Origin of the sequence: Streptomyces longispororuber, assembly GCF_024448165.1 — a bacterium.
Classification (GTDB): Bacteria; Actinomycetota; Actinomycetes; order Streptomycetales; family Streptomycetaceae; genus Streptomyces; species Streptomyces longispororuber_A.
Window position 1 is genome coordinate 1 of sequence record NZ_JAMOLN010000278.1, and the last position, 11,015, is coordinate 11,015.

Annotated in this window: 12 protein-coding genes, 1 pseudogene and 1 riboswitch; of the genes and pseudogenes, 9 read left to right on the plus strand and 4 right to left on the minus strand. The window is 69.3% G+C overall.

Going from position 1 to position 11,015, the window contains the following annotated elements; translation table 11 throughout:
- From M4J07_RS43345 to M4J07_RS43355, 3 genes are all read left to right on the plus strand, one after another.
- Nucleotides 1-1,216: MFS transporter (locus M4J07_RS43345; protein ID WP_255981972.1), on the plus strand; the 1,216-nt coding region annotated here is incomplete at its 5' end.
- Between the two features lie 227 nt (nucleotides 1,217-1,443).
- Nucleotides 1,444-2,109, plus strand: a complete 666-nt coding sequence (locus tag M4J07_RS43350) for a deoxynucleoside kinase (protein ID WP_255981974.1) — start codon at nucleotides 1,444-1,446, stop codon at nucleotides 2,107-2,109.
- A 92-nt stretch (nucleotides 2,110-2,201) separates the two neighbouring features.
- Nucleotides 2,202-2,981, plus strand: coding sequence for a hypothetical protein (locus M4J07_RS43355; RefSeq protein ID WP_255981976.1), 780 nt, complete (start codon nucleotides 2,202-2,204; stop codon nucleotides 2,979-2,981).
- Between the two features lie 41 nt (nucleotides 2,982-3,022).
- On the opposite strand, the gene M4J07_RS43360 is transcribed toward M4J07_RS43355, so the two are convergent.
- Entirely contained in the window at nucleotides 3,023-3,529 is a 507-nt protein-coding gene (locus M4J07_RS43360; RefSeq protein WP_255981979.1) for a cupin domain-containing protein, read from the minus strand.
- A 172-nt stretch (nucleotides 3,530-3,701) separates the two neighbouring features.
- Entirely contained in the window at nucleotides 3,702-3,932 is a 231-nt protein-coding gene (locus tag M4J07_RS43365; protein ID WP_305128929.1) for an imine reductase family protein, read from the minus strand.
- A 308-nt stretch (nucleotides 3,933-4,240) separates the two neighbouring features.
- A riboswitch (cobalamin riboswitch) is annotated at nucleotides 4,241-4,366 on the plus strand.
- 35 nt (nucleotides 4,367-4,401) lie between these two features.
- Between M4J07_RS43365 and M4J07_RS43370 the strand changes: the two genes are divergently transcribed.
- The 3 genes from M4J07_RS43370 to M4J07_RS43380 are packed head-to-tail and all read left to right on the plus strand — an operon-like array spanning nucleotide 4,402 to nucleotide 7,213.
- The gene (locus tag M4J07_RS43370) at nucleotides 4,402-5,391 is read left to right on the plus strand and encodes an ABC transporter substrate-binding protein (protein WP_255981982.1); all 990 of its coding nucleotides are present in this window, start codon (nucleotides 4,402-4,404) and stop codon (nucleotides 5,389-5,391) included.
- Between the two features lie 26 nt (nucleotides 5,392-5,417).
- Nucleotides 5,418-6,419 (plus strand): FecCD family ABC transporter permease, encoded by a 1,002-nt coding sequence (locus M4J07_RS43375; RefSeq protein ID WP_305128930.1) that lies wholly within the window; start codon nucleotides 5,418-5,420, stop codon nucleotides 6,417-6,419.
- A complete protein-coding gene (locus tag M4J07_RS43380) occupies nucleotides 6,416-7,213 on the plus strand; it encodes an ABC transporter ATP-binding protein (RefSeq protein ID WP_255981987.1) in 798 nt (265 codons plus the stop codon). Before M4J07_RS43375 ends, M4J07_RS43380 begins: the two co-directional genes overlap by 4 nt.
- Nucleotides 7,214-7,280: 67 nt before the next feature.
- On the opposite strand, the gene M4J07_RS43385 is transcribed toward M4J07_RS43380, so the two are convergent.
- Together M4J07_RS43385 and M4J07_RS43390 are read right to left on the minus strand one after the other, a co-directional pair.
- Nucleotides 7,281-7,997 (minus strand): hypothetical protein, encoded by a 717-nt coding sequence (locus tag M4J07_RS43385; protein WP_255981990.1) that lies wholly within the window; start codon nucleotides 7,995-7,997, stop codon nucleotides 7,281-7,283.
- Nucleotides 7,990-8,556, minus strand: coding sequence for a SigE family RNA polymerase sigma factor (locus M4J07_RS43390; RefSeq protein WP_255981993.1), 567 nt, complete (start codon nucleotides 8,554-8,556; stop codon nucleotides 7,990-7,992). Before M4J07_RS43390 ends, M4J07_RS43385 begins: the two co-directional genes overlap by 8 nt.
- A 200-nt stretch (nucleotides 8,557-8,756) precedes the next feature.
- Between M4J07_RS43390 and M4J07_RS43395 the strand changes: the two are divergent.
- The 3 genes and pseudogenes from M4J07_RS43395 to M4J07_RS43405 form a co-directional block, all read left to right on the plus strand.
- Nucleotides 8,757-9,070: pseudogene (locus tag M4J07_RS43395) on the plus strand (molybdopterin-dependent oxidoreductase); the annotation flags it as partial.
- Between the two features lie 298 nt (nucleotides 9,071-9,368).
- On the plus strand, nucleotides 9,369-9,767 hold the full coding sequence (locus M4J07_RS43400; RefSeq protein ID WP_255981995.1) for a hypothetical protein: 399 nt from the start codon (nucleotides 9,369-9,371) through the stop codon (nucleotides 9,765-9,767).
- Between the two features lie 117 nt (nucleotides 9,768-9,884).
- Nucleotides 9,885-11,015: hypothetical protein (locus M4J07_RS43405; protein WP_255981997.1), on the plus strand; the 1,131-nt coding region annotated here is incomplete at its 3' end.

Consider the following 11,015-nt stretch of genomic DNA (forward strand, 5'->3'; position numbering starts at 1 on the left):
CGCTCCCCGGCCCCGGCTCGTCGTCGGCATGGCAGCAGGTCAACTCGGCATTTTCCTGGCCCTGTTGACGCCCATCCTCGTCAGCCTGCAGCTCAAGATCCAGTCGATCCTGCCCGAGGACGACCAGGTTGCCGCACTCGGCATCATCACCACCACCGGCTCGGTCGCGGCCATGCTGGCCAACCCGTTCTTCGGACGCCTCAGTGACCGCACCGCCAGCCGCTTCGGCCGCCGCAGGCCCTGGCTCGCCCTCGGCATGCTGGGCCTCCTCGTCGGACTGCTGATCATCGCGACGGCGGGCAGCGTCGCCGTGATCACCGTCGGCTTCGTCATCGCCTCCGCCTCCGCGAACGCGGCACTCGCCGCGTTCGTCGCGACCGTCGCCGACAACGTCCCCGAGTCCAGGCGCGGCAAGATCAGCGGGCTGCTCGGCATCATGCAGAACCTGGCCCCCACCACGGGCACCTGGATCGCCAAGTACTTCACCGACCAGATGCTGCTGCTCTTCCTGGTGCCCAGCGTCATCGGCGTCCTCCTGGTGATCGGATACATGCTGGTCCTCCCGGACAAGCCGCTGGAGCACAAGCCCCCGCGGGAGGGATTCAAGGCGGTCCTGCGCACCTACTGGGTGAACCCCAAGCAGCACCCGGACTTCGCCTGGACCTGGCTCTCCCGCTTCCTGCTGACGCTCGCCAACTGGATGTTCACCACCTTCCGCCTCATCTACCTCCAGCACGAGATGAGCCTCACCGCCGCGTCGGCGACCGAGACGCTGGCTGTCGGCGTCCTCATCTACGGACTGGTCGTGATGAGCGCCTCCCAGACCGCCGGCTGGCTCTCGGACCGCTTCGGACGCCGCAAGCCCTTCATCGCCGTCGCCGCGGTGCTGTTCGGCGTGGGCATGCTGATCCTCAGCCAGGCCGACACCATCGCCCTGTTCTACTGCGCGGAGATCGTCCTGGGCCTCGGATTCGGCACCTACCTCGGCGTCGACCTCGCGCTCGTCATCGACGTGCTCCCGGACCCGGAGAACCCCTCCAAGGACCTCGGCATCTTCAACATCGCGATGTCGGCCCCGCAGATCTTCGCCCCGGCACTGGGAGCGCTGCTCATCTCCATCGGAGGCGGCCACAACTACACGATCCTGCTGATCACGGCGTCGCTGGTGTGCCTCGGCGGGGCGCTGGCCATTCTGCCGGTACGGAAGGTGCGCTGACAGCGCCGCACTGAGCCCGCCGTCCGCCGGCCGAGGTCGCGACCGGTCGCGGTCGTGACCGAGGCCGACGGACGGGTCAGGCCAGTACCCAGCGGGCAGCCCCTCGATCCGCCCCGTTGTGTCGGACCCATGGCGTGACATGCCTCCGTTGTCATCTAAGCTGCATGGCGTCTCGTGGGGGCGGTGGGTCCGCGCGTGGACAGATGACCCCGGGGGAGAAGCGAGGGATGCCGGTGATCTGCGTCGGAGGCATGATCGGGATCGGCAAGACGAGTGTCGCCGAACTGATCGCCAAGGATCTCGGCAGCGAGGTCTTCTACGAGAGCGTCGAGGACAACCCGATCCTGCCGCTCTTCTACACGGCGACCCCCGAGGAGATCCAGGCCAAGCGCTACCCCTTCCTGCTGCAGCTCTACTTCCTGCAGACGCGGTTCGCCGCGATCAAGGAGGCGTACAAGCAGGGCGACAACGTCCTGGACCGCTCCATCTACGAGGACTGGTACTTCGCCAAGGTCAACCACGACCTGGGCCGCATCAGCTCCCTCGAGATGCAGGTGTACGAGGGTCTGCTCGACGAGATGATGCGCGAGATCGACGGCCTGCCCTACCGCAAGGCCCCCGACCTCATGATCTACCTGCAGGCGGACTTCGAGACCGTGCTGCACCGCATAGGCCTGCGCGGACGCGACTTCGAACAGGACGAGAGTCTCGTCGAGTACTACCGCACCCTGTGGTCCGGCTACGACGACTGGGTGCACAAGCACTACTCGGCCAGCGAGGTCCTCGTCATCGACATGAACAACACCGACGTGGTGAACAACCCCGAGGACGCGGCCCGGCTGGTCCGCGAGGTCAGGGACGCCCTGGCGCAGACCGGACGCCCGGTGGCGTGACGCGGCCTGGCTCTGGGGTCAGTCGGGGAGCGGAGGGCTGCGTGGTGGCGTGTGGTCCTCTGTCACCCACTCGGCAGGGAGCGTTTCAGCCGATGACCGCACGGCCCGTACGACCTGAACGCAGAGGTCCCGAGACCGCCTCGACCACGGACGTCTCGCCGTTCAATCCCTCGCTCGTCAAAGCGGTGTTCAGGGACGTGACGTCGATGCACGTCACCAAGTCGGCCGCGTGGACGGCCGCTTCAGTGACGGGGACGGTGCTGACGGAGATCATCGCCGGCGCGCGGACCGTCGCGGCGGAGGAGGCCCGAAGGAAGCTGCTTCCCGGGGATCTCCTCTCGGCCATCGGGCGGAACATCGAGTTGGAAGTGGGGGACAAGTGGTACGGCCACAGCCCGACGTTCAAGGGTCTGACCGGTGACCTGTACGACGCCGAGGGTGTTCTCGTGCCGCCGCGCAGGCGCGGCAGGTCGCGCAAGCCGAGTGCTGTGGTCGGTGCCCACCGGTTCGAGGCCGGGGTCAAGAAGCTTCTGCGGGGCCAGGGGGTGAGGGCCGTGCCGGTCATGGTCCGTGACCTGGACGGAATCGCGAGCGTGTTCCTGACGCGTCTCGCCCAGGATGCGGCCATGGTCGTCCGCGAGGGCGGGATCAAGCGTTTCGGTTCGGTCTCCCTGGGGTTGCCGGAGGAGGCGGTCTCGCCTCCCTCGCCGGACGACTCCGTCCGGGCTCTGTCCGTCCGTGGCGGGGACAGGCGGACCATCGGCAGCGATGACGTCCTGGCCGCCGCCACGATGCAGTTGTTCGGCGGCACCCTCAGGCAGCGCGCCCTCGCCGACGCACGCGAGGCGAAGCAGGCCACCTTGACCGACTGAGCGGGTGCGGCCAACATCGCCGCCAGTGCCCTCAGTTGCCGCTACCGCATGTCCAGGGCGGTGGCGATCCGGTCCATCACGTGCTGCCAGAAGCGCGGCTGCTGGCCCAGGGGTTTGCCCAGCAGGGTTTCGAGCTGCCGATGGGTGGCGAGCTTGTCGACCTTGATGGCGAGGACGCGGCAGTCGGGGGACCAGTCGTGGACGCGGATGTCCCGAGCGGGGTCGTAGACGACAGCCGTGCGTGGCGTGGTGTAGACGGGCGAGGAAGGGCCTTCCTGGACGCCGAAGCTGCCTTCGAGCGGAACGCAGACGTGGTAGTAACCCGGTTCGCAGTAGCCCGTCTTGATGGTGGTGCCGAAGCTCACGTCGCCGATGGTCAGGGCGCCGAGGTCGGCCATGGTGATGCGGGTGACGAAGTCGTGCGCGTCGGCCCCTTTCACCTCGAGCCGCAGGTCGTAGTAGACCTCCGAGAGCACGTGGCTCGCTTCCTCGACGGAGCGTGTGACGAAAGTGCCTGCCTCGGCCGCCTGGCCGTACGTGGACGCCATGACCTGCCCCCCTTATGCCAGGGCGTAAAGGATCCTACGCGCGACGTTCCTGGCCCGGCGGCCGTGCTGGACGGGGTGCCCCAAGAGACCTGAGCAGCGACCACGGCCGGACCTGTGGCAATCCGCGCTGTTCGGCCCGGCTCTGCTGATTCGGTGTCGGTCCCGGGAGCCGTCACTCGTTCCCGGACTCGCCGAACTCCTCGATGAGCACGGGATACTGCTCCTTGCCGTGTCCGGCGGCGATTGCCCGGTCGGCCATGGTCTTGAGCAACTTCGGCAGTTCGGCGTTCACCCCCACTGCCTCGCTCTCCTCGATCAGGTGCTCCATGGCGCCACGCTGCTCGGCCCATCGGGCCGCTTCCCCCGCCTGGGGCGAGCTCCCCGAGCTGAGGTTGATCAACATCAGACATTGCGTACATCCTGCCTTGTGCGCTCGGTGAGGCGTCGGAGTTGCCCGGCTGGCCCGAGCTGCTGGCCGCGATGCGGTCACGGCTGCAGCGGCTGAACGATCAGATGGCCGTCCTTGCTCAGTCTCGCGATGCTCTTGTCTCCTCCATCGATGCGGCCGAGCGAACAGGCGGCGAGAGCTACCCACCCATGGACGGGACTGAACCGGATTCCGTCCCCGTCTGAGACGCGTCGACCGCCCCCGCTGCTGTGGCCCGTCGGACTCAACTGCGGGTCCCGATCCGCCGTCTGGCACACTGTGCTGACTCGATCAAGGCAGCCAGGGCCAGGAAGCCGGTGCGAATCCGGCGCGGTCCCGCCACTGTGACCGGTCGTTCCCGTCGAGGGCGCGACCGGAAGCCAGATACTGTCTGGCCGCCTTTCCGTACCGACCGGGGACGAGGATCCCCCGGAAAGGCATACACATGTTCCGCACAGGCGCGCTCCCGCGCACGCTCCTGACGTCCCTGCTGCTGCTCCCGCTCGCCGCCTGCGCCACATCGGACGGTGACGGGCAGGACGACAAGGCGGGTGCCGCGGCCGACGGATTCCCGTACACGGTCACCAACTGCGGTGTGACGACTACGTTCACGCAGGCACCACAGCGGGCCGTGACGCTCAATCAGCACACCACCGAGATCCTGCTCGCGCTGGGCCTGCAGGACCGTATGGCCGGGACTGCCTACCTCGACGACGAGATCAGCCCCAAGTACCGGACGGCGTACGACTCGGTGAAGGTGCTCGCGAAGGAGTACCCGTCGAAGGAGACCCTGCTCGGCGCGAATCCGGACTTCGTCTACGGCGGATACGCCAGCGCCTTCGAGAAGGGCGAGGGCCGCGACCGCACGGGATTCCAGAAGTCCGGGATCAACACCCGTCTGAACATCGAGAGTTGCGCCGAGGGGCCGATCGGTGTCGATGACCTCAAGACCGAGATCACGCAGGTGTCGCGGATCTTCGGCGTTCCCGAGCGCGGAAAGAAGCTCGTCGCCCGGGAGCAGAAGGGCCTCGACTCCGTCGCCGCACGCCTCAAGGACACCGAGCCGGTCTCCGTGTTCGTGTACGACTCCGGCGACTCCAGCGCGTTCACGGCGGGCGGCCAGGGACTCGGCAACGACATCATCAGCCGGGCGGGCGGCCGCAACGTCTTCGCCGACGTCGACAAATCCTTCGCCGACGTCTCCTGGGAGCGCGTCATCGCCCGCAAGCCGGACGTCGCCGTGATCTACGACTACGGCGGCACCAGCGTCGCCACGAAGAAGAAGCGGCTCCTGGACGACCCGGCCCTCAAGAACGTACCGGCCATCAAGAACAGGCGGTTCGCCGTGCTGCCGCTGTCCTCGGCCGTGCTCGGGGTCCGCGCCGCCGACGCCGTCGACGGTCTCGCCGCTCAGCTGCACCCCGACGCGAAGTGAGCGGCGTCCGCCCCCGGTCCTTCCCCCTGCTCGTCGCCGTGCTGACCCTGGCGGTCGGCGCGGCGGCCGTCGCCGGACTCGCTGTCGGCGCCGTCCGCATCCCGCCCGGGGAAGTGCTCCGAGTCCTGTCCTCCGGCGAGCGCTCGGGAGCGTTCGCGTCGATCGTGTGGGACGTGCGAATGCCGCGCGTGATCCTCGCCATCGTGGTCGGCGCGGGGCTCGCCGTCACCGGAACCGTGCTGCAGGCCGTGGTCCGCAACCCACTCGCCGACCCCTACCTGCTCGGCGCCTCCTCGGGGGCCTCCTCCGGAGCAGTACTCGTCATCGTGCTCGGCGTCGGGGCAGGCACGGCGTCCACCGTCGCGCTCCCCGTGGCGGCGTTCCTGGGTTCCATGGGCGCCCTGGTCGTCGTGTACGCGCTCGCGCGGCGCGGCGGCACCATGACGGCCGGGCGGCTCGTGCTCGCCGGCGTCGCCGTGCAGTACATCCTGGCCGCGTTCACCAGTCTCGTCCTCGTCGTCTCGGCACAGGCGGAACACGCACGGGCCATCATGTTCTGGACGCTGGGCGGCCTCGGCGCCGCGCGCTGGGACCAACTCGCCCTGCCCGCCGTCGTACTGACTCTGGGAACCGTGCTGCTCGTCGCCCTCGCCCGCCCGCTCGACCTGCTGCTGGCGGGTGAGGAGGGAGCCCGGGTCCTCGGCCTGGACACCAACCGCTTCCGGGCAGCCGTCTTCGTGCTGACCTCGCTCGTCATCGGGGTCCTCGTCGCGTTCAGCGGCGCGATCGGCTTCGTCGGCCTGATGGTCCCGCACGCGGCCCGCATGGCCACCGGCGCGGGACACCGCAAGCTGCTGCCCGTCGCCGCGCTCGCCGGGGCCGTGTTCCTGCTCCTTGCCGACCTGGTGGCCCGCACGGCCGCCGCACCGGAGGAGATCCCCGTCGGCGTCGTCACCGCGCTCACCGGAGGTCCCTACTTCCTGTGGCTGCTGCGCCGCCACACCCGGCCGGAAGGAGTCACCGCATGACGCAGCCACCACCGGCCTCCCTCACGGTCACCGGCCTCGGCTACACCGCCCCGGACGGCACCACACTCGTCCGTGACGTCGACCTCGACGCCGCACGCGGCGAGACGGTCGGCCTGGTCGGACCGAACGGCAGCGGCAAGACCACCCTCCTGCGCTGCGTCTACGGCACTCTGCGCCCCACCGCGGGCACCGTCCACATCGGCGGCACCGACTCCGCCGCGCTCTCCGTCAAGGAGCGCGCCCGCCGGATCGCCGTCGTCCCCCAGGACGCCCCCGGCGCCTTCGGCCTCACCGTCGCCGAAGTCGTCGCCATGGGGCGCAGCCCGCACAAACGCTTCTGGGAACAGGACACCAAAGACGATGCCCGCCGCGTCACCGATGCCCTCACCCGCGTCGGCTCCGCCGGCCTCGCGGACCGCCCCTACGAACAGCTCTCGGGTGGAGAGCGACAACGGATCTTGGTAGCAAGGGCGTTGGTTCAGGAGCCAGGGCTCCTCGCGTTGGACGAGCCCACCAACCACCTGGACATTCGCCACCAGTTGGAACTCCTCACCCTGCTGCGGGCCCTCCCGGCCTCCAAGTTGGTCGTCCTGCACGATCTCAACCTCGCGGCCTCCTACTGCGACCGCCTCCACGTCCTCGACGCAGGCGCCGTCGTCGCATCGGGGCGGCCCGCCGACGTCCTCACCGAGGAACTCCTGGAGCAGGTCTACGGCGTACGGGCCCACATCGGCGCCCATCCGACGACCGGCACCCCGCACATCGTCTACATCCCGCCGAGGGAGCCGAGTTGAGCGACGCCGCGCGCTCCCGCTCACGCCGCCGCGAGGACTCCAAGTAGTGCTTGCTTCCGACGAAGCACTACTTGGAGGCGGGCAACCTGCTGGACTGTTCCTGCACCACTCTGATCCATTGCCATCCGTGCTCCACCCACACCGTCAGACCGGGCCGGTCGGGATCCGAGCCCTTGAAGACCTGGGACGGCTCGGTGCCCGCGGCCCCGTCCGCCGTCAGCCCGCACACGGTCAGGGAGTCGATCAGGTCGGAGAGGTCGGTCATGCGGTCGTAGGGCGTGGTGTATTCGAGGTACGTCTGGCGGGCCACCGCCCCACCGCTCCCGGTGTAGTTCCAACTCCCGCCCCGGTGCTCGCCGGGCGACGCCTTCTCCTTCGGCAGGATGTCCGGTCCGCAGGCTGTCGAGCCGAAGCCCACCCACGCCAACGGCCAGCCCTCCTCCACGGCGCCCTGATCCTGGTGGACCCAGCTCCACCGGTCGTAGTGCGGAAGGCCCTGGGCAGGACCGAGCCGAAGCGTGCCGTTCTTGCGGTACGGAGTTGCCTGCGGGAACCCCGGCGCACTCTGCGAGACCGTCGACGCAGGTGAGTCGGCGGCGCCTGCCTCCTGCCGCTGCCCGGACCCGGGCACTGCCCACAGCACTCCGGCCAGCACCGCCGCGACCGCACCTACGGTCAGTACTGTCCTGCGGCGGTTGGTGCGGCGCGTACCGCGGGCGCGGATGGTCGCCGCATCGGGCAGGGCAAGCGGGACGTCATCGAGCAGTTCGTCGACCTCAGGCATGGTGCGCAGCCTCCTTGGCGGCGGTGTTCACGGACGTCGACGAGATGTCGCTCAGGCGCGCGCCGAGGAGCTTGCGGGCCCGGCTCAGACGGGTGCGTACGGCACCGCTGGAAGCGCCCGTCTCACGGGCCACCTGCTCCACCGGCAGGTCGAGGAGATGGTGCAGCACGATCACCTGCCGCTGCGGTGGTGTCAGTTCGCGCAGCGCCGCGATCAACGCGACCCGGTCGGCGGAGAGTTCGGGCACATCCGCCTGTTGGCCGTGCCTGCGGTGCGCGAGCAGCCGGCCGCGCGTTCTGCGCCACGTACTGATGGCGAGCCGCGAGGCCACCGTGCGCACCCACGGCAGCGGGTCCCCTTGGCGGACCAGCCGGTCCCAATGCTGCCAGGCCCTGACGTACGCCTCCTGCACCGCGTCCTCCGCCTCGGCGAGGTCGCCGGTCATGGCGTACACAGTGGAGACGAGGCGTTTGGCGGTGGCGGCGTAGAAGGCGTCGAAACCACTGGCTCCCGGTTGTGGCCTCGACCCGCTGCCGGGATCGTGAGGGTCATCGGTCATCATGCGTCCCCCTACGGGCGTGGCGTCTCCGGATGGGCCTGTCTCATCCTCAACACGCGTGACGAAGCGGGGATGTTACACACGGATTTGCCGCACGACCGCCGGTGAACGTGGAGGAGGGGGTTGCGCCGTGACCCGTGGATCGCGCGGCACTGCCCCTCCGGCATGATGCTGGTTGCGCAATCCGACAGACATTGCCCCAGGTCCTCGGTGCCACCGCAAGCGGCGACAGCCACGCCTGGACCTTCGACGAGGTCCTGGCCATGCCCAAGGCCACCGCACTGGCTGACCTGCACTGTGCGTCCGGCACCAGCACCACCGGCCACAGCTTCTCCGGCTTGCCGACCTCAACGCCGAAACCACCCTCATGGCGACCCATCACGACGGTGAACCACTCACCGCCGAGCACGGCTTCCCGCTGCGTCTCGTCGTGCCGCACCTGTTCGGCTACAAGGGCCCCAAATGGCTGCGAGGCATCGAGTACATGACGCAGGATCGCCGCGGATTCTGGGAGATCCTCGAAGCGTGGCTCGACGCCAGGTCGGTCACCGGAGCCCAGGCCCACGCCCACGTGCGTCGCACCCACACGCAGTCCAGTTGTCTTCCGCCGCGCGCTTGTAGTCACTCTGGCGGACCGTGCCGCCGCTGGATGGCTGGAAGCACACCTTCAGCAGGACCGGGCGGCGGCCCAGCCAAGGAGCCACCGCACCACACAAGTTGCGCCCACTGACCCTGCAGAGTTCCAGGTACCGACGGCGCCCCGCGGCAGCGAGCATGAGGGTTCGATCACGTCGGACATCGGGGGTTCTTCCATGCGCAAGCACAAGCGACTCGTCACGTTCGCTCTGACCGGTGCCCTCGCGGCCGCCGGCCTCGTCGGCGGCACGGCCACCACGGCGGGGGCGGCGGCCCGGTCCTGCTACGGCGAGGCCTGGAGCTACAGCAAACCGTCGAACACGAACTTCCAGCCGGCGAGCGCGCTCTACTTCGCGACGGACAACTGCGCCGACATCAACATCAAGACCAACACCAGCCGCAGGGTCAAGGTCTGCTTCTACGCCAGCGGGGGCGGGCTCAACTACTGCCAGTCCGACTACAAGACCACCACCGCGGGCGAGTGGAAGGCCATCGCCACCGACGTCATCGACGGCACCAAGTTCAAGTTCCAGTTCGCCAGCTCGGCCGCATCGACGGGCATGCGGGCGCACTGAGCGAGCTGCGCTTGTCAGCGTTCGACTCCACGGGGGGCGGGCTGGTGAGTGGGCGGTGCCGCAGTCGGCGCGCATCTCGTGGTGTGCGGCGGCGGGGCGAGCGGGCAAGATGGCGCGGTGTCCGACTCTCTGCGTGAACTGTGGCTGCGCGGCATCGCCTTCAACCCGACCGCGCCTTCCGACGTACTGATACGCCTGCTGGATCAACGGGTCGGAGCAGCCGGCCTGCTGATGTGCGAGGGGCGTGACCTGCCCGACGCCGTCATCGACACGGCCCTGCACCATCCGGCCGAGGTCATCCGCCGCGCGCTCGCCCGCAACCAGCACGTCGACCCGGTGCGACTCGCCCCCTTGGCGACGGACCCCTCGGGGCTCGTCCGCGCAAACCTCGCTGCCGGTCCCCGCAACGTCCCCCGATGGGTCCGCCCGCTGCCGGACGACATCCTCGTGGCCCTCTTCACCGCCCGGGACGGCGGCGATGACGGCAGGCTCACCGCGGACGAGATCATCGGGGAGCTCGTGTCGTCACGGCAGATCCCGCTGTCCTTCTCCCGCCGCATGGCCGGCCACGAGCACCCCGCACTCCGGATACAGGCCGCCCTGAGGTGGACGTCCCTCACCCCGGCGCAGCGGGTGCGGCTGCTCGACGATCCGGACCCCGCGGTCCGACAGGCGGCGCAGGACGCGAGGTGGGCGCTGGACCCGGAACGCGTGGAGGCCAGGCTGCCGTCCCTCGATGCGCGCAACGCTTGGGTGTTCCAGAGCTGTGCCCTGTCCGACGCGCTCGTGGAGCAGTGCTTCGCGGACGGCACGGAGTACCTGCTGACAGGGAACCAGTACATTCCGGCCCACGCCGTCTCCAGGCTCGCCCGCCACCCCGAGGCGAAGATCCGTGCGTTGGTCGCCACGCGGCCCGACCTGGGACCGGATCTGGTGGCGGAGCTGAGGAGCGATCCGGACGACACCGTGCGGGCGCGTGCCCGTCTCCAGTCCTTCTCCCACACCTGGACCGAGTACGGGACGATCCAAAGGATCATCGGCCACGGCCCGGACTGCCTGTGCCCGATCACCGAACCGTTTGCCCGGTCGACCACCGATCCGGCCTACGGTCCATCGCCCGACTGGTTCGCCGCCTGCGCGGTGTCCGAGGAACCGAACCTCCGCCGTGCCGCGGCGAGTTGGCCGGGCCTGTCGGCGGAACTCGTCGAAGCGCTCGCGCAGGACGCCGACGAGGAGGTACGCATCCGG